Source organism: Effusibacillus lacus, assembly GCF_002335525.1.
In the GTDB taxonomy this organism is placed as follows: Bacteria; Bacillota; Bacilli; order Tumebacillales; family Effusibacillaceae; genus Effusibacillus; species Effusibacillus lacus.
Genome location: NZ_BDUF01000022.1, coordinates 63,148 through 89,652, shown reverse-complemented (window position 1 = coordinate 89,652; position 26,505 = coordinate 63,148). Strand labels below are relative to the sequence as shown.

24 protein-coding genes and 1 pseudogene are annotated in these 26,505 nt (G+C 49.3%); 3 read left to right on the top strand and 22 right to left on the bottom strand.

Annotated features, from left to right (window positions below; all coding sequences use genetic code 11):
* Positions 1–49: 49 nt before the first annotated feature.
* The 8 genes and pseudogenes from EFBL_RS05875 to EFBL_RS05840 all read right to left on the bottom strand — a co-directional run bounded on the left by EFBL_RS05875 (position 50) and on the right by EFBL_RS05840 (position 5,778).
* Positions 50–526, bottom strand: a complete 477-nt coding sequence (locus EFBL_RS05875) for a hypothetical protein (protein WP_096181204.1) — start codon at positions 524–526, stop codon at positions 50–52.
* Between the two features lie 126 nt (positions 527–652).
* Positions 653–1,357, bottom strand: coding sequence for a GntR family transcriptional regulator (locus EFBL_RS05870; RefSeq protein ID WP_096181203.1), 705 nt, complete (start codon positions 1,355–1,357; stop codon positions 653–655).
* Positions 1,358–1,429: 72 nt separating this feature from the next.
* Positions 1,430–2,791 (bottom strand): FAD-dependent oxidoreductase, encoded by a 1,362-nt coding sequence (locus EFBL_RS05865; protein WP_096181202.1) that lies wholly within the window; start codon positions 2,789–2,791, stop codon positions 1,430–1,432.
* Positions 2,792–3,030: 239 nt separating this feature from the next.
* Positions 3,031–3,204, bottom strand: a complete 174-nt coding sequence (locus tag EFBL_RS21820; protein WP_096181201.1) for a hypothetical protein — start codon at positions 3,202–3,204, stop codon at positions 3,031–3,033.
* Positions 3,188–3,466, bottom strand: a complete 279-nt coding sequence (gene mobA / locus EFBL_RS21815; RefSeq protein WP_096181200.1) for a molybdenum cofactor guanylyltransferase — start codon at positions 3,464–3,466, stop codon at positions 3,188–3,190. Before mobA ends, EFBL_RS21820 begins: the two co-directional genes overlap by 17 nt.
* Before the next feature lie 48 nt (positions 3,467–3,514).
* Positions 3,515–4,205: pseudogene (locus EFBL_RS05850) on the bottom strand (molybdopterin dinucleotide binding domain-containing protein); the annotation flags it as partial.
* A gap of 84 nt (positions 4,206–4,289) precedes the next feature.
* Positions 4,290–4,484 carry a SelT/SelW/SelH family protein gene (locus EFBL_RS05845; protein WP_207907593.1) on the bottom strand — a complete coding sequence of 65 codons (195 nt, stop codon included), beginning with the start codon at positions 4,482–4,484 and terminating at the stop codon, positions 4,290–4,292.
* Between the two features lie 79 nt (positions 4,485–4,563).
* Positions 4,564–5,778, bottom strand: coding sequence for a protein kinase domain-containing protein (locus EFBL_RS05840; protein WP_096181198.1), 1,215 nt, complete (start codon positions 5,776–5,778; stop codon positions 4,564–4,566).
* 167 nt (positions 5,779–5,945) lie between these two features.
* Between EFBL_RS05840 and EFBL_RS05835 the strand changes: the two genes are divergently transcribed.
* Entirely contained in the window at positions 5,946–6,149 is a 204-nt protein-coding gene (locus tag EFBL_RS05835) for a hypothetical protein (protein WP_096181197.1), read from the top strand.
* A gap of 4 nt (positions 6,150–6,153) precedes the next feature.
* Entirely contained in the window at positions 6,154–6,756 is a 603-nt protein-coding gene (locus EFBL_RS05830; protein ID WP_096181196.1) for an ADP-heptose synthase, read from the top strand.
* A 172-nt stretch (positions 6,757–6,928) separates the two neighbouring features.
* Here the strand turns inward: EFBL_RS05830 and EFBL_RS05825 are convergent, their stop codons facing one another.
* The 5 genes from EFBL_RS05825 to pgmB form a co-directional block, all read right to left on the bottom strand.
* On the bottom strand, positions 6,929–8,182 hold the full coding sequence (locus EFBL_RS05825) for a sugar ABC transporter substrate-binding protein (protein ID WP_096181195.1): 1,254 nt from the start codon (positions 8,180–8,182) through the stop codon (positions 6,929–6,931).
* Positions 8,183–8,236: 54 nt separating this feature from the next.
* Positions 8,237–9,043, bottom strand: a complete 807-nt coding sequence (locus tag EFBL_RS05820) for a carbohydrate ABC transporter permease (protein ID WP_096181194.1) — start codon at positions 9,041–9,043, stop codon at positions 8,237–8,239.
* On the bottom strand, positions 9,040–9,894 hold the full coding sequence (locus tag EFBL_RS05815) for a carbohydrate ABC transporter permease (RefSeq protein ID WP_096181193.1): 855 nt from the start codon (positions 9,892–9,894) through the stop codon (positions 9,040–9,042). Before EFBL_RS05815 ends, EFBL_RS05820 begins: the two co-directional genes overlap by 4 nt.
* A 160-nt stretch (positions 9,895–10,054) precedes the next feature.
* On the bottom strand, positions 10,055–11,083 hold the full coding sequence (locus EFBL_RS05810; RefSeq protein WP_096181192.1) for a LacI family DNA-binding transcriptional regulator: 1,029 nt from the start codon (positions 11,081–11,083) through the stop codon (positions 10,055–10,057).
* Between the two features lie 77 nt (positions 11,084–11,160).
* Positions 11,161–14,157, bottom strand: coding sequence for a beta-phosphoglucomutase (pgmB, locus tag EFBL_RS05805; RefSeq protein WP_207907594.1), 2,997 nt, complete (start codon positions 14,155–14,157; stop codon positions 11,161–11,163).
* A 204-nt stretch (positions 14,158–14,361) separates the two neighbouring features.
* Here pgmB and EFBL_RS05800 point away from each other — a divergent pair, with 204 nt between their 5' ends.
* Positions 14,362–15,597 (top strand): MFS transporter, encoded by a 1,236-nt coding sequence (locus EFBL_RS05800; RefSeq protein ID WP_165912607.1) that lies wholly within the window; start codon positions 14,362–14,364, stop codon positions 15,595–15,597.
* A 31-nt stretch (positions 15,598–15,628) separates the two neighbouring features.
* On the opposite strand, the gene EFBL_RS05795 is transcribed toward EFBL_RS05800, so the two are convergent.
* The 9 genes from EFBL_RS05795 to mutM all read right to left on the bottom strand — a co-directional run bounded on the left by EFBL_RS05795 (position 15,629) and on the right by mutM (position 26,480).
* Entirely contained in the window at positions 15,629–17,722 is a 2,094-nt protein-coding gene (locus EFBL_RS05795) for an amylo-alpha-1,6-glucosidase (RefSeq protein ID WP_096181190.1), read from the bottom strand.
* A gap of 120 nt (positions 17,723–17,842) precedes the next feature.
* Positions 17,843–19,501, bottom strand: a complete 1,659-nt coding sequence (locus tag EFBL_RS05790) for an L-lactate permease (RefSeq protein ID WP_096181189.1) — start codon at positions 19,499–19,501, stop codon at positions 17,843–17,845.
* 103 nt (positions 19,502–19,604) lie between these two features.
* A complete protein-coding gene (locus EFBL_RS05785) occupies positions 19,605–20,744 on the bottom strand; it encodes a glycerate kinase (protein ID WP_096181188.1) in 1,140 nt (379 codons plus the stop codon).
* Positions 20,745–20,766: 22 nt separating this feature from the next.
* Positions 20,767–22,278, bottom strand: coding sequence for a nicotinate phosphoribosyltransferase (locus EFBL_RS05780; protein ID WP_096181187.1), 1,512 nt, complete (start codon positions 22,276–22,278; stop codon positions 20,767–20,769).
* 171 nt (positions 22,279–22,449) lie between these two features.
* Positions 22,450–23,622, bottom strand: coding sequence for an MFS transporter (locus EFBL_RS05775; protein WP_096181186.1), 1,173 nt, complete (start codon positions 23,620–23,622; stop codon positions 22,450–22,452).
* Positions 23,623–23,705: 83 nt separating this feature from the next.
* A complete protein-coding gene (locus EFBL_RS05770; protein WP_231705694.1) occupies positions 23,706–24,251 on the bottom strand; it encodes a lytic transglycosylase domain-containing protein in 546 nt (181 codons plus the stop codon).
* Positions 24,248–24,847 carry a dephospho-CoA kinase gene (gene coaE / locus EFBL_RS05765; RefSeq protein WP_269432680.1) on the bottom strand — a complete coding sequence of 200 codons (600 nt, stop codon included), beginning with the start codon at positions 24,845–24,847 and terminating at the stop codon, positions 24,248–24,250. Before coaE ends, EFBL_RS05770 begins: the two co-directional genes overlap by 4 nt.
* A gap of 12 nt (positions 24,848–24,859) precedes the next feature.
* Complete coding sequence (gene ytaF / locus EFBL_RS05760) at positions 24,860–25,510, bottom strand: sporulation membrane protein YtaF (protein WP_231705693.1); 651 nt, start codon at positions 25,508–25,510, stop codon at positions 24,860–24,862.
* Between the two features lie 121 nt (positions 25,511–25,631).
* Positions 25,632–26,480, bottom strand: a complete 849-nt coding sequence (gene mutM / locus EFBL_RS05755; RefSeq protein WP_096181184.1) for a DNA-formamidopyrimidine glycosylase — start codon at positions 26,478–26,480, stop codon at positions 25,632–25,634.
* Between the last annotated feature and the right edge of the window lie 25 nt (positions 26,481–26,505).

Here is a 26,505-nt window from a genome sequence, read left to right as displayed (position 1 = left end):
AAAATCAGCGTACAGGAATTTGGTGTAGGGGTGGTCAACTTTTTGGTTGTCAATGTGCCTCCACGTGGTCAACTTTTATGTTATCAATCACAACGATCACTACGACGATCGACCAGACAAATGTGTTACCGACGTTACTAAGATGCCAAAGGGCTTCCCCGGCTCCTTTTACTAGATACGCTGCATAAAAATGTGCCAAGATAAGACTGGCTATACCGAAAAACAGAGGCAAATATTTATTTAATCGTTTATAACCTTGGAAAATTGTTTCCTGATGAACATTACACAGTGCGTATTTGGAAATTACATTGACCAAGATATATCTTAATAGTAGGGCTAAAACCAAACCCCACATAAGATCATAACCATAGTGGGCACCAGAAACTGACATATCAACCAAGTCCCCTGCACCCAACCAACTCAGAACCATTACGATTCCAGGCCCGAACGAAATCATGTATTCCCAGAAGCTTGAGGGAATACGGGCTAAATGCGGTTGTTCTGTCTTTTCGACGGGAATTGACATTGTAATTTCCTCCCCCTAAAACAAATTTTCACATGCAAGTCACGGTTTTTGGCAAACCCATCAAGCACTAGATGTAAGCGCTTTCTTTTTCTGTTGAGGAATTTCACCTCCTCTCGGGATTTTAGATTACGCATTTTCTGAGATAATTGAAACTAACACTTCTTTCGCAGTCATAAGATGCTTGCGTAGTACCTGAATTGCTCCTTCCGTATTCCCGTTTTTCAAGCACTCCACGATTTCCCTATGCTCAGATTCGGATTCTTCCGCCCATTTGTGATTTGTTAAAGAATAGAAACGATAACGAACTATGGTATCCTGAAGTGAGTCAATCAACTGTACTAAACGACGGTTATTCAAAGCAGAAACGAGTATGGAGTGAAACTCGGAATTTGTAGTGCCCAATCCTATAGAATCCTTTGTTTGCAGTTGAGTATCGGCGATTTTTAAGCAATGCTCCAACTGTCGGATAATCGAATCATGCTGTGGGGTAATTCGACGCAGCGCTTCGGTTTCTACCAACAAACGAATTTCATAAATCTCTTCAACATCTTGGACCGTTGGAATTGAAACAATCATTCGTCTTCCAGGTAACGTTGTAACCATATTTTCCTGTTCCAGGCGCCTAAGCGCTTCACGGACAGGGGTCCGACTGACATTTAGTTTTGCTGCGATCTTATTCTCACTGAGCAAAAGGCCTGGTTCCAAAGAACCTTTTAAAATCGCCTCTTTTAGGGTCTGAAAAACGACCTCACTAAGAGGTACATAGGGATGAAAATCATTTAAAGGTTCCAATGCAATGTCTTTCTCTTCATATAACCCAGTGTCTTTCACGCGACTAACCCCCTTACTTCTTTCATTACAGGAATGGCCCCTGTTATGTTTTCACATACGTCGGTCAATTGCTTAAGAGGTGAAAGTAGTTCTTTTGCCCCGCTCTCCAAGGAAAACTCCACGTTCTTCAAGGGTGTCCTGAAGTTTTTTTACATCCAATTCAGGCATACTCACTTTTTGCTGTGCAGCAAGTGCAGCTGCTACACCCGCACCTTCACCCATCACCAAACAAGGAGCCATGTTACGTGTTGCACCGTGAGCATAGGAGGTTGCCGAAATGCATCGGCCTGCCACAATGATATTTTCCAAGCTCTTAGGTATCATTGCACGATACGGAATATCGAATGCCCCATCGTCTCCAATCTCATAAAAGCGGGCCTGACCGGTATCCGGATCGTGAATGTCTACTGGAAAACAAATCTGTCCGATCGTATCATGAAATTTGCGTCCGCTGTTGACATCTTCATCAGAAATTTCATATAGCCCCTCGATATTGCGTGTTTCTCTGACACCCGCAAATGCTGCAGGAATGTAATAAGAATTCTGAAAACCGGGTACGTATTCCTTTAAAAATTCCCCAATTTTAGCAACATGCTGTGTCAACTTAACTGTAGCGTGCGATAACGACAGTGGATCGGTACCATCAATACCCGCGATCGCCGAAGTATTCACATTGATTTGATTGGGCCAAACCGTATTGAAGAAAACCATATGATCATCATTGGGAAAAATCCCATTTTCGCGTATAATATCGTTCCATTGGCGAAATGAACCGTTGAAATATACCGGAAATGGATCCGCAAAATCCGGTCGTGTTGCCACTGCCGGTTTCGAAACAGCTATCGCATTCGCAATTTCTCTGGTATCAACTCCATAGCAACGGAGTAACATAGAAACCGGCTGCATTTTACCAGTCTTTTTGTCCCCTTTTCTGTATTTCGCACCGGCAAAGACCGCAAGATCCGCATCCCCGCTGGCATCAACGTATGTTTTAGCCCTGATTGTTCTTACTCCGCCCTTTGCAGCGACCTGTACTCCTTTGACATGACCATTATCCGCTTCAGCACCAACAACATTAACTCCATAGAGGACAGTTACCCCGGCTTCATCCAATAGCTGAGTCGAAAGAATTCGAAACATCTCTCCATCAACAGGAGTTACCGAATGAACAAATCCTCCGAATGGAATGTGCCCCACAGCTCCCCCCATTTTCATCAATCGGTCGACGATCTCTTGTGCAATTCCAAATACCACCTGACGCCCGAACTTAGTGATGTAATTATGAAGACAAAGACCTGTTGTTGCATTCCCTCCGACAAATGGCTTGGATTCAAGCAAAATGGTCTTGGCTCCGGTTCGTGCGGCAGCTGTTGCTGCAGCCACACCGGTAACCCCCCCTCCAACAACCAACACATCGCAATCCATTTCGTACATACTTTGTCCTCCTTTTTCTACTGAAGCAAACTTGTTTAAAAGAGTATGGTTCTTAGTCTGTGTTCTTGTATCCTTGTATACATGTATCGTATTATATGTTCAGAAATTTATCAATAATCAATTTCTAAAAAATCATTTTCATCCGAGGCAAATAAAATACCCGACGAGATCGATCCCGTCGGGTAACATCTGTTTAAGTGTCCAACCATCTTGCAACTGGTGCCATTCATCCGGTCGGTTCAGTTGCAGAAAACACGTTTTGTATCCACTTCATCAGGAAAATCAGATTCCGTAACCCGTCTTACGTGCAGCTGGTCCAGCAGAAATCGTCCTGCCTCGGCTGTTACCATCGGCATATCACATGCTACCACCAGATTCCATGAACAAGAAGACGATTCAAGCCCAGCATGTATTCCTGCAAGCGGACCAAGTCCCGGGGTGTCGGTCCCTTACTGTCCTTTCACCTAAAAATTGATAAGAATCCGGGTCATTCGTGACTATGATAAATGGAGCAACTGGCCTATCATCGAATGCGATTTCGATTCCTGAAACCGCTTTGCCCATTTCGTCACGGATTCGTTGAATTACCGTCTTACCTTGGATCGCGAGCAGTGCCTTATCGGTACCCATTCGATTCAACTTGCGGCCCGCGAGAATAATGACCCCGTGTTCCACATAACCCCTCCATGAGCAGGTTCTCGATATGGTCCTTATTATAGCCTGTTATCCAACGTTCACTTCAAGCTCTTCAATGCGTTTTTCCAGATACTGGGTGTCTTTTAACGCGTGATAAGTTTCGGCTTTTTCCACAATGACCGCCGTATTGTATCCCCGTATGTCCACGTACTGCACATAAACCCCTTTTGGAATCAGAACATTTCCTTCTGACCAATGGACCTGACTATTTCCTGGTTTCACATTTTCAAATTTGGCCCGGCCTTGAAACATTCCATTCTGATTATAGACTACGATTGCATCCCCTTCATTGATATTTAACTTAGCCGCGGCTTCATCATTCATCAATACGTCATAACGGTCCGCATACATCCGTTCTTTCGAGAGACCGGACGATTTTTCAAGCGTTTCCCAGTCATATTTCATGACGTGAGCCTTGAGCCGTTTATAGTTGTTTACATGTTCCTGCACAAATTGTTGATCAATCGCAGAATCCGGCTATTGTTCTTCCATTTCAAACCAATGTTTCATTACGCCGTTCATAAACACTATGTCTCCGCCAATATTCACCTGATAAAAATCATCGGCGATTTTGGTTCCGAAAAGAGCAGACTCCGCAATCGACGGAATCCAGTACTTTTCCATTGCAGGTTCATGGTACGGATTAATCACAATGATTTTGGTGCCTTTTCGCTTGTCTGCGTACATGTATTTAGTAGAAAACTGGCTGATTGTTTGCCCGTCTACTTAACCCAAAAGAATAGCTGACAGCAAAAAACCTTCTTTGGCACCCTTTGCCAAAGAAGGTTTTCTCATTGGTCCATTAAATATTGGCGGCAAACAGTTTGGCAACTTCTCCTTCATCCGGGAAACGGCCCAGTTCTTTCTTTGAGAACACGAGTTTGTCTCCCACCATTACTTCAAAGACTCCGCCACCGGAAGGGATCAGCGTCAATCCGCTGATTTGCTTTGTATACTGACCGAGCAGTTCTTCCGTCACACTGACGGCTTTCGGCAAGTAGTTTCACATGGTGCAGTATTCAATACTCACCTTCACGTTTTGGGACATTCGAAACGCCTCCTTCTTGGATTCGTTTCTATTGTACCCCAGAACTGACATAGAAGACCACCCGTTCTCCAGGATGAATTTGGGAACCGGGTTCCTGCAGTTGTTTAAAAACAGTTCCGGTGGGGTACTCGGATGGCTCCAGATAATAAATATACCGTATCCCCAAAGATAAGAGGCGCTGTTCCGCTGATGCCTTCTGCAACCCCACCAGATCCGGCGTTGCCTTGACTCCTTTGCCAAGGTTTCCAATCGGCTCCGTTGGGGTGATGGTAATCGTGCTGCTTGACTCCGACTCCGCTTTCGCGACACTGACCGGAACATTCTCAATGGTGGCCTTGAGCTTTTCTGTGCCAGGGTCCGGATTGGCCATGAAGAGGGATGCGGCAGCCCCAAGCAGCAACATGCCCATGGAGAGCGCAAAATAGGACATTACAATCGAACGGAGTTTGCTGAAAGATTGTTGAATCAGGTTTTTCTTTTGGGTGCCGAGCAGCGCTTGAATTTCACCAGATGTCACCCCATAGGGACGGGTATCTTCTTCCTCATGGCCGGAATTCCCGCCATAGAGAGGATTGGCATCTTTAGAGATGATCATCTTCAAGTCGTACGCGACATCAGCCGCATTCCTGTATGCAGGTTCGCGAATTCCCAGCAATCGGTCAATGACTTCATTGATATTGCTTCGTACCTCCAGTTTATATAGAGGTGGCGTAGCCGCAAACAGATCTTTAAGCACTTTTCCCAACGCCAAAAGGTCATCCTGTTCCCGGGCGTCCCCCCAGATGTCAAAGCATCCGGGAGACAGAAAGGCAACTTTAATATCCCTTCCCTGCAGCCAAATCGAGTCCGGTGTTAAATGTCCGTGCACAACGTTCATCTGGTGGGCATGGGCGATTGCCTGGGCGATGTTCATCGACATGAGCATTGCTTCTTCCAGGGAAAAACGAAGATCCGAGTCGATTGCCTCCCGCAAAGTCAGACAATCCCGGTACTCGGAAATCAGGTAACAGGTATCCCCGATGCATTCCATGTCATAGATGCTCATGATATGATGGTGAGAAAGACCGGCCAAAGATTGGGCACGCGACTGAAAGAGTTTGACGAAAGAAGGATCGCATTTGGAATAAACGGTTATGAATACCTTGCGGGGAAACGATTGATCAAGAGCGCTGAATAATACTGCACCGTCAGTTTCATCCAACTGTTCCTCCAGCCGGTATCGGTCTGAAAAGACACGATCCAAAGCAGAAACCTCCTCTCACCAGGATTTGATGCTCAAGTCCGAAACCCATTTTTATCTACCAGTCAATATTCGTCAATTTACGGCAATTTCCTTCATGTGAGTTTATAAACTCATTGAAAAAAGCTGTTTTATTCCGATATGATTTTCCTATGGAAGGTGATGGCAGGATGCGCAAACAAAAAATCATTCTATTTCTGATATCCCTGGTGGTCGCAGCCTTCGGCGCAGCGCTGTTTGGGGCAAAATTGCGGGCGGATGAACCGGTGCCTTATTATGTGATGGGAATGCTCGCTTACGGCCTGATTTTTATCGGGTATCTTGGTATTGATTCGGCTGCTCGCAGCTACAAAAACAGATACAGAAGGAAATAAACCCATGCGGTCCTTTGCGGTGGAACCGGTAGTTCTTGCAATCTATGGCGAACTGCTGCAACCCTCTGTTCCCGTACGTTTCCTGATGCCGCTTTCGGCAGTTGAGGAATTGGGATTGTTCCTGGAGGAGAATTTCTCTTCCGATGAAGAGGAGCAGGCAGCGATCCATTCCAATATTAAACGGCTTGTGTCTTTTTTTGACAACCCCTTTGTCCGCAAAAAAACAACCTTGGCCGGCCACCCCCCATGGTCGGTCAGCAAGCCTGTCGTCTATAATGAGTTCGTCACTGTTCAAGTAGTAAACACGGTGGATACAGCCGCTTTCGGTGAAGAGTTTGACCCGATCGAAACCGAATTGATCCTGCTTGCCATGAAGGAGAATGTACCCATTCTGACCGAGGATCCTTTCCTCCAGGACAGGATTGTAAATTCAGGCCTGGACGTGCAGGTTTACGACGTCGAAGATTTCGAATTTGCTCTCGAAGAAGGACTTGCGGGAATGGGTCCCGACTCGAACCTGCCCACCCGGAATCAGAACTATATACTGCCAATTATTTTCGGCAGTTTCCTGTTCATTCTTGTCGTGGCGTTAATCATGGCTTTTTGAAGGTCGGCTTAAAGTTTGGGGAGTGGCAAGATGTCCACTTTTATCAACTCATGTTTACTCAGCAATCTTAAAACTGTTGAGGATATGAATTATATCCCTCTATTTCTTTTGCCGAACATAAAAAAGGCGGGAGCCGCAAGGTGCTCTCGCCCTTTCTTTCCTACTTTACGGCTTATTTCTTTACATCCGCGATTTTCTTCGCATAGATGTCCAGCGTTTCTTTTACCGGCTTGCCGCCCACGACGATATCTTTGAAAGCATCCAGAATGGCCTGGTTTACAGTTGGCCAGTAAGGAACGTTGCCACGGGGAGAAGCGTACTGCAGGGCGGAATTGACCGCTTCGAAGTAAGGTTTCTGCCAATCCTCCACTTTGCCGTATGCGTCTGTCCGGACAGACGGCCATCCGAGCTTGGACACGAGGGTTTCTTGAACGTCCTTCGACATCAGATATTCGGCAAACTTAAGAGCCAGGTCTTTGTTCGGGGATCCCTTTGGAATTCCGATGACTTCCCCGCCGAGTGTGTGGGATTCCTTAACCGGCCCCCGCCATCCGCTGTACGCCTTGATCTCTTTCTTGCCGCCTTCTTTTACAATCTTGTTGACGCCAAATGGCCAGTTTTGGCCGAGGTATACAGATTCGGTGGCAAGGAACTGGTTCATGAAGTTCCAGTTGGCTCTTTTGCTGTCAGGAGACAGGTGAGGGTACAACTGCTGCATGAAGGTAAACGCCTTTACACTGCCCTCGTCGTTCAGGACATAAGGATCACCGCCTGCAGCCCGGACGAAATCAAAAATGTGCAGCGTATTGTCGATTTCAAGGTTGGCCTTGATCGCCACGCGGCCGACTTTTTCCTTGTCCTTGAAGGTTCTGGCCACATTCAACAGATCATCCCAGGTCTTTGGCGGGGTCAAACCCGCATCCTGAAACTTCTTCTCGTTGTAGAAAGCGATCTCCACGTTCGGGCGATACGGGAGGAACATGAGTTTATTTTCAAAGGTTCCCGCTTCTATCATGCCCTTGATGGCGGTGTCCGGAATAATGTTTTTGTTTGCGCTCAGATCTTCAACAATGCCACGGTCAACCAGTGCATACAGTTCATTGACGTCCTGGGTAATCAGGTCAATTTCCACTTTGTTCGCTTTCTGTTGGGCCGCCAGCTTTTCCACTACGTCTTTTGCTTCGACCTGAACAGCTTCCACTTTTACGTTGTTCGCCTGTTCAAACTTTGGAATCACATCGGAACGCATTACCTTCCATTCATCTTCGCCAAGACCCATTGCCACCCGGAGAACCTTCTGTCCTCCCTGGCCGCCTTGCTGCGGTTGGCCCTCTTCTTTCTTGCCGCCGGCACATCCGGCAACCAGTGAGAGTGTCAATGCGGCTCCCATGGTGACGGATAACGCACGTTTCCATTTTTTGTCCATCAGTCAAGCCCCCTTAATGCTTTTGCCTTTATATCGCAGAAGAATAGTACTGCACTATCCTTTTACTGCCCCTGAGAGATAACCTGCTTTCAAATACCGCTGCAGGAAGAAGGTAATGATGACGACCGGGATGGTGATTAACACCGAGTAGGATGCAGATTGGAACCAGTCGCCCCGATTAATGAAGTAATAGGTTTGCAGCGGCAGAGTGCGTTCGGAAACTGTAAGATAAAGCGCATAAGTAAATTCGTTCCAGGAATTCAACCATACGAACAATGCTCCTACCGCTATGCCCGGAGCAGCCAACGGAAACACTACCTTCCGCAACGCCTCAAGTCTGGATGCTCCGTCAATATAGGCTGCCTGTTCCAAATCTCTTGGAATCGTTTCAAAGGTCCCCACCAGAATCCATGCCAGAAAAGGCAAGTTGGGAATCAGGTGGGCCAGGATCAAGCCAAGGTCCGTATCAACCAAATTCCATTTGATAAAATTCACGGCAATCGGAAGTGCAATCCCCACATCGGGAAACATCCGGGTAAAGAGCAGCCCCAGGACAAACGTATATTTCCATTTTCTTCCCATTCTTGAAATTACATACGAGGCAGGTGCTGCCGCCACTACCCCCAACAGGGTGGTTAGGGTTGCAACAGTCAGGCTTTTGCGCAAAGGTTCCCACAGATTACCCGATTCAAACATCCGGCTCCAATGTTCCCAGGTAAAATTCTCGATCCAATAGGGGGGATGCTGTGTCATGACGTCTTGTGGCGCACTCAGCGATACTTTCACCATGATGTAAACGGGAACAATCATTACGAAAGTGAATATGACCAGAACCAGGTAGGCCAGCCATCTTCCTCTCATTGCACGTCACCGCCTTTGCGTTCCACCACAAACATGTAAAGAAAGATGAATGCCACAATCATTAACAGCAGGATGGTCGAAGCCGCACCGGAAGTGTAAGGATTGTTGTAAGTGCCGTACTCCGTGTACGCATATGTCGATAATACGGGAGTATTGCGTCCCGCAAGGACAAGCGGCAGTTCAAAAATCCGAAAAGCGTCAATCGCCCGCAGGATTAATGCCATTGTGATGGAAGGGCGCAGCAGCGGCAGTGTGATTCGCCAGAAAGTCTGCCAGGGAGTTGCTCCATCCACCTTTGCCGCTTCGTATACGTCGTCCGATATGGATTCCAGGCCAGCCAGCAGCAATAGCACGACAATTGGCATTACCTTCCACATGTCTGCCACCACGATCATCATCAGCGTGCTGAAACCGCCTGCCGCCCAATCGATGGGCACTTCCGAAAGCTTGAGATCATAGAGCAACTCATTGAGATATCCGCTGGTAGCAAATATGTAGATCATCGTGACGCCTGAAACCAGTGTCGGCACACCCATGGGAATCATCGTCAATGTCCGGAAGATTCCTTTCCCCTTTGTAATGTGCTTGAGAGACAGGGCCACAATCAATCCGATCGCGATCTGCAACGACAGCCCCACAACAGTGATAATCAGTGTGTTCCAAAAAGCATCCGAGAATTCAGGCCGGGAAAAAAGATATCTGTAATTGTCGAGGGTCCACTCTTCTGTCCCTTTCTTTTGAAACCCCATAACAATTGCCCGAAGTACAGGTACCACCGTAAGGCCCAATATATAGATCACGAGCGGAGCCAGCAACAGGGTTTCCATTCGGTAACGCTTCAGCCATCTCATATAACGGCCTCCTTAACAAACAAATCCATACCCCCAAATATTTCCCAAATTGAGTTCAGTACATTCTGAAAACCTTTTCAATCAAAATGAAAATGAAGTTGCCTGATTAGGGCAACCGAAAATTTGAAGTTTGAAAAGGTTTTCAGGATCTACGAAGATTTTACTTCAGGGTGCGCTCATCCGTCAATTGTTTTATTTCCTTCACCGTTCCGCGAACAATCAGTTGGTGTTTGAGGTAATGGAGTCCCTTGTGTTCAACCGTTTTGGTAATCATATCAAGCAGGCAATCAGCCGCTTTTTCACCAATTTGGTAGAGCGGCTGGGCCACCGTAGTCAACGGGGGATTGGACATTTGAGCAATCTTGACATTGTCAAACCCTACTACTGACAGTTCTTCCGGTACCCGAATCCCTCTTTCATAAGCGTAACTGATGATTCCCAGAGCCATTTCGTCACTTGCTGCAAATATGGCTGTCATCTCCGGAAAACGTCCCAATAGCTCCTCTGTCGCCTGTTTCCCGCTTTCGAACCTGTAATCGCCGTGTACAATCCGTCTGTCAATGTCAGCGATTCCCGCCTCCTGCAACGCCCTCCGAAAGCCTGCAACCCGGGGCACGCCGGCAATCGGATCGTGGCTGGACCCTGCAATCATGCCCAAATTTCTGTGTCCCTGTTCAATCAAATAATTGGCGGCTTCAAAACTCGCTTGTTCGTCATTCACCTTGATCGAGGGAAAGTCATACCCGGAAGTGGTGGCGGCAAGCACCACAGGTACTTCCAGTTTTAGCAAGGCCCGATAATAATCCTCCGACACGGGTTCACTGGTGAAAATAACGCCGTCGACCCTTTTTTCCCTAAGAACTTCAATGTATTTCAGCATCCGTCTGGGATCGCCGTCTGTATTGCAAATCATCACATTCCAGCCCCGTGCATGGGCAACATCCTCCATGCCGCGGAACACTTCGGCAAAGAAAAAGTTCGATACATCGGGAATCAATACACCGATGGTCTGTGTCCGCCGATGGATAAGACCGCGTGCGAGGGCGTTGGGTTGGTACCCCAATTCCCGGATCGCTTCCAGGACTCGTTCCCTTTTCTCGGCGGTTACCAGCGGACTGTTGTTCAACACCCTGGAAACAGTCGATATGGAAACATTGGCTCTCTTTGCAACATCATGGATGGTTGTCATCGACCATTTCCTCCCCGTGCAATCGGCATTGACATCTGCCAACGCCGATTGAGTCCTCTCCTCCAACTATAATCAATTTATCCCTTAATCTCCACTAACCGCTCAAACGTCAGTTCTACCGTGGTATCAACAATCCAATCTGCATGTTTCAGGGTTTCCCGATTCCCTACTCCAACGGCTGTCATTTGTGCCTCCTTAATGGCGGCAATCCCCGCTTCCGCATCTTCTATGCCGATGCAGTTCCGGTAGGGAACCCCCAACAGGTCGGCAGCCGTCAGAAAGATTTCGGGATCCGGCTTTCCCTTTTTGATTTTTGACGCATCCGCAATCGCGTCAAAATATTGGGTGATTCCCAGCTTCTCAAGTACGGCGGGCGCGTTCTTGCTGGCAGAGGCCAATCCGATTTTTACCCCGTTTTCCCTGAGCTGCTTCAGAAGGGTCAGGATGCCCGGCAAGAGGTCGTCCGGTGAAATGGATTCAATCAATTGTTTGTAATTCTCGTTCTTCCGGTCAGCCAAAGCGATTTTCTCTGCTTCTGTAAGTTGCAATTCTCCACGACTCAGGATAAGCTCCAGTGACTCCAGACGCCCTATGCCTTTCAACTGCTCATTGAATTCACGGTCAAAGGGCACACCGATTTCATCCGCCAGTTGCTTCCATGCTTGGTAGTGGTACTCGGCCGTATCCGTAATAACACCATCCAGATCGAAAATGACCGCTTCCAGTTTAGGCTTCAGACTCCGTGTTTGGGATTTCCCCGGCGCCAGAGATACTTCCTCACGAAAATGTTGAAGAGTGACCGGTTGCCCGGAAAGCAGTGTATAAGTTACGGCGTCCCTGGTCACATCAATGTCAATTACCCGTCCCTTGAAAGTGATCTTAAAACGATACCCCTCCCACTTCTCGGGTACAACCGGATGGAAGGAAAGCTCCCCTTGATACTCCCGGAATCCGGCAAACCCATGAACAATGGACAGCCAGGTACCCGCCATGGAAGCGGTATGAATGCCGTCCTTGACGTTGTCATGAATATCGTCCAAATCCATCCGGGCGGTATACATAAAGTAATTGTAAGCTTTGTCAATATATCCGAGTTCCGCCGCCAAAATGCTGTAGATACACGGAGACAAGGAAGAGTCATGGGTTGTAATAGGTTCATAATAGTCATAATTGCGTTTCTTCTCGGCAGTGGTAAACCGGTCCCCCTGCAGAAATAAAGCAAGTACCACGTCTGCCTGCTTTAAGACCTGGCGGCGGTAAATGACCAACGGATGATAGTGCAACAGCAGCGGGTATTTGTCCGGGGGAGTGTTTTCGAAATTCCAGACCGCCCTGTCGAGAAACGAGTCATCCTGGGGATGAATGCCCAACTCTTCATCGTAAGGGATGTACATATGCTCGGCAGCCCGCTTCCACTCGGCGATTTCGCTTTCCTGCAGACCAATTTTTCCGGCAATCGACTGAAACGCCTGCCCGTGTTTCTCTTTCAGGAATTGAGCCATGCGGTAAGCAAATTCAAGATGATCCTTGGCCATCATGTTTGTAAACAGGTTATTGTTGACAAGGGCAGTATATTCGTCAGGGCCTGTAACCTCGTTGATGCAGAAACGGTTCCCTTTCCGGGGGATATAGTCTCCAAGATCCGCCCACAGCCTTGCGGTCTCAAACAGCATTTCGGCACCGGCTTCAATGAAGAAATCCAAGTCCTCTGTGGCATGCATGTATTTTTTCAGCGCATAAATGATATCCGCGTTGATATGATACTGGGCGGTTCCGGCCGGATAGTAGGCGGAGGTTTCTTCCCCGCCGATGGTTCGCCATGCATAGAGGGCGCCTTTTTGCGACATGACTCTGGCGCGCTCTTTGGCCTTGTCCAGGATGCTGTAGCGATAGGTCAGAAGCTGTCTGCCGATCGCAGGATTGGTATAAAGGAAAAACGGAAAAATGTAGGTTTCCGTATCCCAGAAGTAATGCCCTTCATAGCCCTCGCCCGTAATTCCCTTGGCTCCAATGTTGGTCTTCCCATCCCGTCCAACAGATTGAAGCAGATGAAACACATTAAACCGGATGCTTTGCTGCAGAGCCAGGTCTCCTTTGATTTCCACGTCGCTGCGGGACCAGAAGTCCTTGAGGAATTGTCTTTGCTCTTCCCGCAAGCGATCAAACCCCTGCTGTCTTGCCTCCGAAAGGGTTTCTTTGGAAAGTGCAAGCAGTTGTTCCTCCGGATAGTCCCTGGAGGTGTGGTAGGAAATGTACTTTGTAAGCCGAATCGTCCGCTCCCGGTGCGCTGTAACGGTATATTTCACCCTGACCATTTGCTCCGGCGCATCCGCTTCCATGCGGAAAGTGTTTTCCGTCTCCAACTGGTTTTCCATGCCGCACACAAGGGCAAACCGGGTATTCTTCGTCCGCTGACGCAGGGCTGCAAACGTCCCGTCCTGATCCTTCCCTTCAGTGATCAGCACTTGTCCGGCAAATGCCGCGCCCGCCCGCGGGTCTCCCATGGTAACCTGGTTTCGCACTTCGCCATTCAGTGCGGAAACAAGCACAATCTCCCCGTCAAAATTCAAAGCCGTGACTTCATAGGAAATGACAGCCAAGTGTTTCCGGGCAAGGCATGCAAACCTTTGAATCCGGATACGGACCTGCTTTCCGGTCCCTGATTCCCAGGTCATATCACGCGTTAAGACCCCTTCTTTCATATCAAGAGTCCGCCTGTAGGAAATCAGCTTGCCTGAGAACAGGTCCAGAGGTTCACCGTCCACATACAATTGAATGATCTTGCTGTCGGTGACATTCAGCATGGTCTGGCTTTTTTCCGCATACCCATACGCTTCCTCACCGTATACAATCGGTTTTGATTCATAGAAACCATTCAAATATGTACCGTTAACAGAGGAGTTGTCCGGACCGTTATACCCCTCTTCAAAGTTCCCCCGCATGCCGATATAGCCGTTTCCGACCGCAAATATGGTTTCATCCCTGAGGTTTGTCTCCACGTCAAATGACTCTTCAACAATCTTCCATTCATCATACGGATAGATTGGTTTTCTGTCTTTGGCTTTGATCTTCATCTCATTCCCTACTTTCGCTCGGCTGAAAACCTTTTCTGAAAACCTTTTCAGTTTTTATTTACCCTCATTATAACAACACTGCCGTTTAAATTCAAAACAACTTTCCGAAAGTTGAGCAGTAAATTGTTTCATCTTCCGTTTCGGAACCTTTCCCGATATGATAGAAGAAGTGCCACACAAACATCAATGCAGGGAGGCCAAATTTTGCAATCGACCATCCCCCACACTCTTTCGACCCATTTACGCATTTTCTTGTGGATTCAGTTGTTTGTCTCAACCGCCTCCTCTCTGTCAGGATTATTTGTCAACGTATTTTTGTGGAAGGTTAACCAGGACTTGCTGACAATCGCTTACTTTAATATGACTCTGAGCGCCTCGATTATGCTGATGATGTTTCCCGCCGGCTGGATTGGCCGCAGACTCCATTCCGTCTGGTGTTTGCGGATGGCAATGGGCATGTTTGCGTTCTTTTATTTTCTGATTGCCTACTGGCAGGAGCGCGCCGGCGACCATTTTATTCTGCTTGGCATTCTGCACGGGTCGGCGATTGCGTTCTTCGCCCTTGCAACCCATGTAATCTCGTATGATCATAGTCAAAGCGGGAACCGTTCCCGGTACTTCGGATGGTATTCCTTTGTTTCCACAATGGGAAACATGGCGCCGCCCCTCCTCTCCGGCTGGATCATCACCCGGTTTGACACAATCGCAGGCTACAGGACCATCTTCCTCATTTCGCTGGTACTGTTTGCTGCCGCTTGCCTGCTGTCGGTGTTTCTGCCAGGAAGGGGACAGAAGACCAAAGGATCTCTCCTTTCCGTGATGAAAAACGGAGGAGACGATTGGCGAAACGTGCAACTGGCCAACGGAGTCTACGGACTGCATGATGGGGTGATGTGGTTCCTGCTTCAACTGGTTGCATTCTGGATTCTGAAAGATGAATTTCAAATGGGCATCTATACAACAGCTGCCAGTTTGCTCAGTTTGTTTGCGGCCGTGTATGTGGGAAAAAGAGTTCAGCCCCATAACCGGATCCGATACTTCCTTGCGGGGGCCATCGGTGTCGGGCTGGGACACTTGATATTGGCATTCCATTTCAATGTGGCGGGCTTCACCCTCTATACCTTATGGGTAACAGTATTTGCCAACTTTTATTCGATCCCCTACAATTCCATCACCTTCGAGGTCATCAGCCGTGACCCGCAAGCTCAGGAACGCAGGGTGGATTACATCGTTTCAAGGGAAATCCCGATTGGATTGGGGCGTTTGCTAAGTGTAGCCGCATTCGTGGCACTGCACGACCATTTCCAAAATCAGACAGCCGTTCAAGTTACCATTGGTGTTCTCGGTTTGCTGTACCTGATCTGTTGGCGGTTGATGGCAAGAATTCGATTGGAGACGGAACCGGTCACTCATGCAAAAACCGACAGCGTTGACATGTAGGCTCGCTGTCGGCTTTTTTCAGGTGTTTGGGTTAACCGGCAACTACTTGAAGACCGGTGGAATTGCTGACTACTTTGAGCGTAGTCTGTCCGTCATCCGTTTGTTGAACAAGCAGGTCGAGAGTACCGCCTCCTACCCGCATATTCCTGACCGTCATCCGGTGAATGCCCCGTGGCAGGGAAGGTGACAGGCGGACAATTCCGGACGGCACATCCGGCTCCATCCCAAGCATTACCCGAATAAACACCAGCGGCGTGCCGGCGGCCCACGCTTGCGGCGAGCAGGCCACCGGATAGGGAATCGGGTACCCTTCTTCTTTCGGGTAGCCGCAGAACAGTTCGGGCAGTCTGTCATATTCAAAGTGCCGGGACGCGGTTATAAGCCCTTCAATAACCCGGTTGGCATGGTCGTGAAACCCGTACCTCGCAAGCCCCAACACACAAATCGAGTTGTCATGCGGCCAAACGGAACCGTTGTGATAGCTCACCGGATTGTAGCCTGTCGATTCGGTGCTCATCGTGCGAATCCCCCATCCGGAGAACATATCAGGTTCCAGCAGACGGTCTGCGACCTTCCTCGCCTGTTCTTCCGTCAGCAGCCCGGACCAAAGACAGTGCCCGGGATTGGATGTGACAGATTCCACTTGTTTCTTTTCATGATCAAGGGCAATCGCCACATACCCTTCCTCTTCCATCCAGAAGTCCCTGGCGAAATTCGATTTCAATCGTGCGGCAGACTCCCGCAGTTCCGTTGCTTTGTCAGGACGGCCCAAACGTTCGAACAGGACAGCCAGCCTGATTTTTGCGTCGTATACGTATCCCTGTACCTCCGCCAGTGCTATTGGCGGCTGCGCCAGTGACCCGTTTTTGTGGACAACCGAATCAACTGAGTCTTTCCAGCCTTGATTGGCAAACCCTTTGTCCGCTTCCTGCAGGTACTCCACATAACCGTCGCTGTCGCGGTCTCCGAACGAATCAATCCAATCGAGAGCCTGTTCAATGTTTGGAAGCAACTGTCTGATGAATTCCTCATCACCGGTCCAATGATAATATTCAGCCGCCAGCACAAGAAACAGAGGGGTTGCATCAATCGTGCCGTAATAAGGAGTAAACGGGATCACACCCGAGTTCGCCAATTCCCCGTACCGAATCTCGTGCATGATTTTTCCCGGCTGTTCATCCCGCCACGGATCGACTCTGGTTCCCTGATAAGCTGCCATTGTCTTCAGCGTACCCCTGGCAATCTCGGGGTTGAAGGAAAACAGCTGCAAAGCAGCGATCAGAGAGTCGCGTCCAAAGGGGACCGAATAGATAGGCAACCCCGCCACCGGGAATCTTCCAAATCCCACATCTGTCAACAGTACGCGAATGTCTTTCAGGGAACGGTTGACAAGTGAATTGAATGTATCATTGTCAGTTTCGATCTGAGTGCATTCGTTGTCCCACTGCTGATATGACTGCTGCAGGCAGTGAATGGCTTCCCCACGGTCTTTTGGCTGCGGGGCGTGTCCGTTAATCTCCGGAACCACCGAAAGCTCCAGTATTTCAGTCCCAAATGGCGAAACAGTCAGCGAATAAAACGCTTCCTTTCCGGATATTGTCTTTGGTGCAGGGTCGAACCTGACGACGGTTGCCCGCTCCAATCGGTCGCTTCCGGAGTAAGAGAAGCGTATCGAATTTCTGTCCGTAACAACCGGATGAAGGGTTCCTCCCTGTCCCTGCCTGTAGCCCCGGACTTCAAACATATCCTTGAAATCGGCGTCAACCCGGATTGCCACTTCCAATTCCACCGGATAGGCATTCCGATTGCGGAATGTGACGGTTTCATAGAGAACACCTTCAGCGATAAAACGCTTGCGTTCCATCTCGATCGATTCCCGCCATACCCCGATTTCTTCGCCAATGTACTTTTCTTTATTGGTCAGACGGATGGTCGAGATATAATTCTCCGCCGCATGAGACGACAACAAAATCATGTCGAGATTCTCAACCGTAACTTCAAACCGGCTAAGAAACCGGGTGTCTTTGGTAAACAGTCCAAAGCCTTCTTCGTTGCCTTCCTTGATGCTGCCAAGCGGATCCGTAACAAGAAACAGATCGTCTTCTTTGATAACTCGATAGTTCATGATGGCCTCCCCGGTGCTATCTGTCTGAATGGATCGATCTAATGGTACAGTTCTTTCCTCCCGGAGTCAAAAAGATGAAAAAAGCACGGGAACAATCCCGTGCTTTCATGGTGTTTTTCTTTACGGTGTCGGTACCATCCATGGGAAAACGTAAGCCTGCAGCCAGGAGATGACACCCATCAGACCGACGAAGATCAAACTGTGCTTGAACGTAAAGCGCAGAATGTTCCCCTCCTGGCCCGCTTGGTTGGTGGCACCCGCCCCCACGGCAATCGACTGCGGAGAGATCATCTTCGCGGCACAACCGCCGGTGGAGTTGGAGGACACAGCCAGAATATCGCTGATTCCAACCTCTTTTGCTGCAACTTGCTGCAGTTTTCCGAACAATGCGTTCGTGGAAGTATCGGAACCGGTCAGGAACACCCCGATAAAGCCGATAATCGGCGCAAAGAACGCGAACAGGACGCCAGTGGAGGAGAGTGCTTTCCCCAACGTTTCCCCCATACCGGTTCTTGTGCTCAGTTCCGCGTAAGCAAGGAAGCATGCAACGGAAAGTGCAGGAAGCGCCAGTTGCTTGCAGGTATTGCCAAATGTCTTGAGGTAGCGTGCAAACGAGAAGTTTGCAAATGCTATCAGCACAAGCGCGCTCAGCAGAGTGGCCACCAGAATCGCAGTACCGGAGGCCGTGAACCAGTTGATCGAGTGAACAACATTGGATACTGTGTCGCCCGTTTTGGCATAAAGTCCCGGAACGGCAAACTTGATTTCGTACCAAGGTGCTGCCTGACCCGCCTTGGAAGCCGGGAACAGGTCTTTGAACCATTTTTCCGACCATATAAAAATTACAATCATTGTGATTACGTAAGGAGACCAGGCAACCGCCACTTGACCTGCAGTGTATTTCTTGTCACTGGCCAGTTGAACTTGCGCCCCTTCAAAAGTCCACTTGTCTTTCGGTTTCCAGAAGACCAGAAGAATGGCCATTGCGATGATAGAACTGAAAGACGCCGCCAAGTCTGTAATCTGGTAGCTAAAGTAGTTGGATGATATGAACTGGGCCGCCGCGAAAGATACACCCGCCACGATAGCAGCCGGAAGCACCCCTTTCGCCGCTTTCCATCCTCCCATGATCATGACAACCCAAAGAGGAACGATAAGAGTCAGAATCGGCAGCTGACGACCTGCCATTGCCCCAATCAGGTTCGGATCAAGTCCTGTAACTGATCCGGCGGTTGTAATCGGGATCCCTATGGAACCGTAAGCAACCGGTACGGAATTTGCCACAAGCGCCAGACCTGCCGCATAAACGGGCGGGAATCCCATCCCGATCATCATGGCAGCCGCGATGGCCACCGGTGTTCCAAAACCTGCCGCCCCTTCAATAAAGGCAGAGAAACAGAATGCAATCAGGATGGCCTGAATCCTCTGGTCATCCGATACTTTCCCGATTGACCATTTGATAATCTCAAATTGACCTGCTTCCACCGTCAGGTTGTAGAGGAACACACCAAACAGCACCACATAAAAAATTGGGAAGAGTCCTTTGAACGCGCCCAGGAAGTCCATTGCCAACACGGCGCCTACGGAATTGTTATAAGGAATCCCGTACATAAAAATACCAATCAGTGTTGCAATAACAATGGTAATGAGTGCCGCCAGATAGCCTTTCATCTTCCGGACCGCCAACAGGTAGCCCAAAACGAAGATCGGCAAAGCCGCGACGAGTGCTGACAACCAGATGTTGCCAAACGGATCAACAACTTTTGTCCACGGTTGCATGCTGTCTACCTCCTGTTTGATAAGGTGATATGATGACTTGACCATTACAGCAAATAATATACCATGAATGAAAGCGCTTGCGTATTACTTTTTGAAAAATTTTTTAATCTTTATAGTTGTGAAATTTTGCACGGACTATTCTCTCAATGGCAGCTTCCAAAAGAACATGGGCATTTTCCATTGCTTCTTCCAGAGTCATCGGCCGGTTGACCATAGAAAAAACACTCTGCACCCCATGTTGGTATAATATTTCGACGCCTTCTCCGATGGAACCTGCAACCAGAATCACGGGAACCCCGGCCCGCTGCGCCACCTTCGCCACCCCAAAAGGCGTTTTTCCCCGTTCCGTCTGGAAATCAACCTGACCCTCCCCGGAAAAAACCAGGTCAGCCCCTGCCACCTTCTCCTCAATTCCGGTAGCTTCGATTACAATGTCAACTCCTCTTTTCAGCACTGCACCGAGGAAAGCAACCATGCCGGCTCCCAAACCGCCGGCAGCACCTGCACCGGGCAGCTCCCGGATGGATTTTCCCAAATCCCGTTCGATAATTTGCGAATAATGGAGAAGGTTTTGGTCAAGGATTTGAATCATATCGGGGGTAGCCCCTTTTTGCGGTCCGAACACATGACTGGCTCCCTGAGGACCGGTCAGCGGGTTGTCCACGTCACACGCTACCGTAAAAGTACATTCTTTCAGCCGCGGGTCGATTCCCGCCAGGTCTATTCGGCTCAATTGGCCCAAAGAACCTCCGCCAAAGGGAAGATCAGTTCCCGAATCATCCAGAAACTTCACACCAAGCGCCTGCGCCATGCCGATCCCGCCGTCGTTGGTCGCACTGCCGCCTATCCCAAGGATGAACTTTCGACAACCATGATCCAATGCAGCACGAATCAATTCACCCGTGCCGAATGTAGTGGTGTGCAAGGGATTCCGGCGATCTTTCGGAACGAGGTAAAGCCCTGAGGCCTCCGCCATTTCAATCACAGCCGTTTCCCCGTCCCCCAGGATTCCGTACTTCGCCGTAACCTTCTCCCCTATCGGATTGGTCACGGCATGGGTCAGGATCCGGCCGCCCGTGGCGTCCACCAGGCTCTGTACTGTCCCTTCTCCCCCGTCTGCCATCGGAACCTTTATGACATTTGCATCGGGCACCACTTTTCGAATCCCTTTCTCCATCGCTTCACATGCTTCCCGGGCAGTGAGGCTTCCCTTATAAGAATCGGGAGCCACTACGAATTTCATTTGTCTTCCTCCTCCAGTTTGGCTATTTGCTTGCACGGGCTTCTTTCAGCAACCTCTGTTTGAGATTCCATAGTTTTTCCGACAAGTCCACATGATAGGCATGCGGATTAATGGGACGTTTGATTTCATGCGGAAACGAATTGAGTTGGGTCTTGGCCCGCCTACGAATCTGCTCCACTTCCGGGAGTTCATAGACGATCTCCCCTTTCACAAGAATGGGCACCAACAATTCTTCCATTTTGAAATTGCGGATTGTTTTCCGTTTATAGGTATGAATCGGGTGAAAAAGGGTCAGCGGCTCAGAAGGATCCAACTGCTCCTCAGCCAGCATGATCAGATCGGCGGTAGCCATGCCGTCTTCCAGATACAGGCGAACCGCTCTCTTGTAGCCCGGATTTGTAATCTTCTCCGGGTTTTCCGATACCTTGATCTTGGGTGTCATAACACCGTTTTCCTCTTCTGCCACCAGCTTATACACGCCGCCCAGCGCAGGGCAATCATCGCCTGTGATCAGAGCGGTGCCAAAGCACCAGGTGTCAATTCTCGCACCCTGCAGCATCAGATCCCGCACCACATATTCATTCAGATCGCCCGATGCAAGAATTTTCACATTGGAAAACCCCGCGCTGTCAAGCATCCTTCTGGATTCCTTCGATAACCAGGCCAGATCTCCCGAATCCAGTCGGATCGCTCTTAATTCATATCCTTGTTCCCTCAGCTCACGTGCAACTTGTATTGCATTTGGGACACCGCTTTTCAGGGTGTCATATGTATCCACCAGAAGAGTGGTACGGTCGGGATAGGTCGACGCATAAGCCCGAAACGCTTCCAACTCACTGGGGAAGCTTTGGATCCAGCTGTGGGATTGGGTGCCGACCACCGGAATCCCGAAATTTTGTCCGGCATACAAATTGCTGGTACCGGCAAAACCTCCAATATAAGACGCACGGGAACCGAATGTCGCGGCATCCGCATTCTGGGCCCTTCTTAACCCAAACTCTACCGACTCATGCGTATGGTCAAACAGATCACCGCGGGTGGCCTGAACCATCCGGGCGGCCTTCGTGGCAATTAGCGTCTGATGGTTAATGAAAGACAAGCAGGCGGATTCAACCAGCTGCAGTTGAAAAATAGGTCCTTCAAACCGCATCAGAGGAATGTTCGGAAAAACCACCGTTCCTTCCTCCACTGCATATACGGTGCCTGTGAAGCGAAATCGTTTCAACTCATCCAGGAACGCTTCGTCAAACAGATTCAGAGAGCGAAGATAAGCGATATCTTCCTCTTCGAACTTTAGTCCTGTCAGGAAGATCACCACCTCTTCCAACCCTGCCGCCAGCGCAAATCCGTTATCGCAAGGATTTTTCCGGTAGAACAGATCAAATACGGCATGCTGGTTCATCTTGCCGGATTTGTAATAGCCATACATCATGGTCAGTTGGTACAGGTCGGTCAATAAAGCGGAATACTGTCTGCGATACACAGGTTTCCGCCTAAGTTCCTCCAATCTTTCTGCCGCCGTAGATTGGGTCATGCATGTCACCCTCTGCAAACTTTTCTTTCCATTTTACAACTCTTCGAAGATTTTTTTAACAGCTTGGAAAGTATAAGTTTTTGGTATCCTGATTACAACCAAAACTTATACTTTCCTGCTGTCAAGAAAAGCTTCCTCAAATATTCGCTCTAACTTCAGGAATTTGCTTCGTCAAAAGCTTTTCTTCAGCCTGAATCCCACATTTCTCAGGATCAGCACCGCCAGGATCTGCATGGATCCGACAAGCAGCAGATAGGTTGCAATCCATTCCCTTGGCAGAAAACGATAGGTGGAAATGAAAGCAATGATACTGAGAACCCTTCCTCCATTCAGTACGATTTCACGCTCAACCACATATTCCCTTTCATAGCGCTCATGCGCCTCGTCAATTACATGAAAAACCCTGGCGGCAAATGGAACGAGAAAAAAAGGCGTAAAAATCGCCGTTATAATGCCATACAGCATGATCGTCCGATAGTTCTGTCCAAACAGAAACAGGGCAATCGCCCCTGTGGACACAAAGGAACCGATCAGCATGGACTCGTTATACCAATACCACCGCAGCAATTTCCCCACCGCAAAAAAAGAAACGGTCGAGAACAGGGCGTTCACCGCAGTAAATTTGCCCAATGCCCATTCGCTTCCTGTGGCCATCACCACCATAATGGAGGCAAAAAAAACAAACACCCCTTCCCGAATTCCCTGAAAAAAATTTCCCAGCAAAACCCGGTTCCAGTTGGGATGCCGACGGCAAAAAATCGGTGCCGGCAGCTCGGATTCCTCATTGGTGACAAGCCGCTGGCTGATAAGAAATGCCCATGCAAAAAAGGCCAGCGACAAGGAAAAAACGAGAGGGTATCCGATTTCCCTGACGGAAGCGATCAGGAAGCCCGATAGCAATGGAGCTGCCATCGTCGCCAGCGAGCTTAGCATTCCGGTCCAACTTCCAAACTCCCCGCGCAATTTGGTATCCGTTTCCCTTAATGACAACAGATTGTATCCGTACCAATAGAAACCTGCGCCCGATCCTAACAAAAGCCCCATCCAATAAGGGCTTGCCTGGCTTCCTTTCCACAAAACCAAAGCATAAAACAAGGCATGCAAAAGAATTCCTATTCGCAAATACACTTCCCTGTGGATTTTGTTAAATCGGCTAGCCAAGAAAAAAACGAACGGCATCACTGTATACTGCAATCCGTTGAAGACAGCCAGCCAAACTATGCTCTTGGTTTGTTTCCATAGAAAGACGTTGACAAACGCTGATGAAAGGGAAGATGCCAGTGTAAACATAACTCCAATCCAAAGAAGCAGCCGCATCGATTTGGTCCATTCCTGAAAAGCCAAATCCGATTCCCTCCTTCCCGTTTGTTATGCCCAGGCAGCCAAAAGGAAATTCCCTTCCCAAGGTGAATTGGATAAGAAATACCCTAAGAATAAATTTCTTTGTATCGCTGAAAGTTATAAAGAACCCGCTGCACATAATGGCGGGTTTCCCCGACCGGAACCTGGTCGAGATGTTCCAGTGTGCCGTCCCAGGTTCCGTTTTTCAACCATTTGTCCACCCGGCTGGGCCCCGAATTATATGCGGCAATGGCAGCGATACGGTTGCCGTTGAACCGCTGCTCCAGGTACGCGATATACCAACTCCCGAGCCGGATGTTAATTTGCGGCTGGGCCAAATCGTCAGGGTTGTCATAGGCAAGACCGCTTTGTTCCGCAATCCACTCCGCAGTCTGCGGCATCAACTGCATTAACCCAATGGCGCCGGCACGGGACACATCATCTTCCTTGAATTTGCTTTCCACCCGTATGATGGCGGCTACCAGCATGGGATCCACATTGAAACTGGAAGCGCTTTGTTCAATGATCCGGTAGTGATACAGCGGATACATCCAACGAAGGATTGGCTTGGAAGCAGCCATAGTCACCAGAATCACCAGCACCGTACCGATCAGCACATACCTTTTTTTCACGTGAGTGACCTCAACTCCTCCCAGATCCGCATAACTTGCCGGCGGGTCTGATCCAAACCGCCCCGATTGTCAATCACATAATCGGCATAAGACTTCTTGTCTTCAATTGGCATTTGGGCACGGATCCGCTTCATGGCTTCCTTTTCGGACACGCCGTCCCGTTCCATCAGACGGTGCAATTGAGTCTGTTCGTCCACATAGACAAGAATCACCTTGTCCATCTGCCGATAAAGGCCTGTCTCAATCAACAGCGGCACGTCTTGAATCACGGGACGATTCGGGTCTTTCCGCAAATATTCGGCCACCTGCCTGCCGGCTTCCTTCCGGACCCGCGGATGGACAATCCGGTTGAGCTTGTCTCTTTCCGCTGCATTGGAAAACACAATGCCGCCCAGTTTCGGGCGGTCAATTGTGCGGTCGGAAAGCAGGATGTCCTCACCGAAATGGGAGACGATATCACGCCACGCCGGACGCCCCGGCTCTACCACCGTCCGTGCGATCACATCTGCATCTACAATCGGTGCCCCCAGTTCCCTGAACATTTGGGACACCGTACTCTTACCCGTTGCGATTCCACCAGTTAATCCGACAATCATTATCAGAACTCCTCAGGAGAACATCTTTGCAAATCCAATGGCGATCAGGATGAGCCCCGGCAGGTACGCGATCCGCCGGACCAACCCTGTCTCTGCATATTTATGTCCAATTTTCAATCCTATACCAATAAACAGCAAACTCATAAAAGAGATGGTTACCGCTGTCAGCAAAGCAGAACAGCCAATCATAGAAGCGCCGATTCCCGCTCCAAACGCATCCATGGACAAAGCAAGCCCCAGCAGCATTGCTTCACCGGAACTGATGGAACCGGAACGGTCCATATCGGCCACAGCCGGAGTCTTCAGTATTTGAATGACAAGACCCAGTTTTTTCAATTCCAATTTAAAAATCCTTGCTCCTGCCGCCCCCGGCAATCCACTCCCACCTTCATCCTCCCTTTTTGCAAACAACTGATAAATGGCCCAGATGCCAATCAATATCAGGATGCCGGCACCCGCCAGCTTCGCGCCGTTCGGAGACAGTACCGCGGCAAAGATATGCCCGATTCCCATGGACACAAGAATCACCGTTGCCGAAAGTACTGTTACAACCCCAAGCGACCACCAGGGAAAACGTATGCCACGCAGGCCGTAGGTGATTCCGACTCCAAACCCATCCAGACTTACGGCAAACGCCAGGATAAACAGAGAGATAAATTCCACCAGCCCACCCCCATACGGTTTTTCGGGGCCCCCGTATAGTGAACAACTAAGCGTCAGACGCAAAGTTGCCTCTAAAGGGGCATAGTACTGTGTATGTGGGAAGGGCTTGTCGAGTGAATTTTTAAGCCTGTTTTCTGCTTTGTTTTTTGGGCTGGCAATGGGGACAGAAATGGGTGCCCCGCCCCCCGACGCGTATTTTCTCTATCACAGTTCCGCAGCTTGGGCAGGGGGACTTGTCCTTTCCATAGACCTTCAACCGAAATTGAAACTCCCCCGGTTGTCCGCGGCCGCTGACATAAGACTTGATGGAAGAGCCGCCCAACTCGACCGAAGCGGTCAGTACGTCCACAATCGCCTTATGCAGCCGCTTGCATTCTTCTTTTGTCAGTTTCCGGCCGATGCATTCCGGATGAATTCCCGCTTCAAACAACGCTTCATCCGCATAGATATTCCCGATTCCCGCAACCAGATTCTGGTCAAGCAGCAGAGTCTTGATTTTGCCCGTTCGCTTCCTCAGTCCCTGCCGCAGGGTCTCCGGTGTGAAGTCAGGTTCCAACGGTTCCGGTCCCATCTTGCGAAGACCTGGAACGGCTGACAGTTCCCCATTGGGAAGCAGGTCAAACGTGCCGAACTGCCTTACATCCCGGTACCGAAGTTCCGTTCCGTCCGTAAAGTGAAAGATGACATGCGTATGTTTCTCGACAGGTTCTTCTGTCCGGTAAAGACCGTAGCGACCTTCCATCCGGAGATGGGAAACCAATGTGTAAAACCCCAATTCAATCAGCAAAAACTTGCCGCGGCGTCCCACACGTTCAATCCTTTGCCCCCTGAGCATGTGCCTGAATGACTCCACATCATCGGGAGTGCGAATCATCCGGGGAAGGTTGACCGTGACATCCTCAATCGTTTTGTCGACGACCAATGCTTCCAAGCTGCGTCTGACTGTTTCGACCTCTGGCAATTCCGGCAAATCGATACCCTCCCGAACAATCAAT

What these genes read in the sequence shown, in the direction of transcription:
- EFBL_RS05810 (WP_096181192.1), bottom strand. Translation starts at nt 11,083, where the DNA reads ATGACAACCATCCATGATGTTGCAAAGAGAGCCAATGTTTCCATATCG.
- EFBL_RS05815 (WP_096181193.1), bottom strand. Translation starts at nt 9,894, where the DNA reads ATGAGATGGCTGAAGCGTTACCGAATGGAAACCCTGTTGCTGGCTCCG.
- EFBL_RS05790 (WP_096181189.1), bottom strand. Translation starts at nt 19,501, where the DNA reads ATGCAACCGTGGACAAAAGTTGTTGATCCGTTTGGCAACATCTGGTTG.
- EFBL_RS05830 (WP_096181196.1), top strand. Translation starts at nt 6,154, where the DNA reads ATGCGGTCCTTTGCGGTGGAACCGGTAGTTCTTGCAATCTATGGCGAA.
- EFBL_RS05785 (WP_096181188.1), bottom strand. Translation starts at nt 20,744, where the DNA reads ATGAAATTCGTAGTGGCTCCCGATTCTTATAAGGGAAGCCTCACTGCC.
- coaE (WP_269432680.1), bottom strand. Translation starts at nt 24,847, where the DNA reads ATGATTGTCGGATTAACTGGTGGAATCGCAACGGGTAAGAGTACGGTG.
- EFBL_RS05865 (WP_096181202.1), bottom strand. Translation starts at nt 2,791, where the DNA reads ATGTACGAAATGGATTGCGATGTGTTGGTTGTTGGAGGGGGGGTTACC.
- EFBL_RS05820 (WP_096181194.1), bottom strand. Translation starts at nt 9,043, where the DNA reads ATGAGAGGAAGATGGCTGGCCTACCTGGTTCTGGTCATATTCACTTTC.
- EFBL_RS05795 (WP_096181190.1), bottom strand. Translation starts at nt 17,722, where the DNA reads ATGAACTATCGAGTTATCAAAGAAGACGATCTGTTTCTTGTTACGGAT.
- EFBL_RS05835 (WP_096181197.1), top strand. Translation starts at nt 5,946, where the DNA reads ATGCGCAAACAAAAAATCATTCTATTTCTGATATCCCTGGTGGTCGCA.
- pgmB (WP_207907594.1), bottom strand. Translation starts at nt 14,157, where the DNA reads ATGAAGATCAAAGCCAAAGACAGAAAACCAATCTATCCGTATGATGAA.
- EFBL_RS05875 (WP_096181204.1), bottom strand. Translation starts at nt 526, where the DNA reads ATGTCAATTCCCGTCGAAAAGACAGAACAACCGCATTTAGCCCGTATT.
- EFBL_RS05780 (WP_096181187.1), bottom strand. Translation starts at nt 22,278, where the DNA reads ATGACCCAATCTACGGCGGCAGAAAGATTGGAGGAACTTAGGCGGAAA.
- EFBL_RS05825 (WP_096181195.1), bottom strand. Translation starts at nt 8,182, where the DNA reads ATGGACAAAAAATGGAAACGTGCGTTATCCGTCACCATGGGAGCCGCA.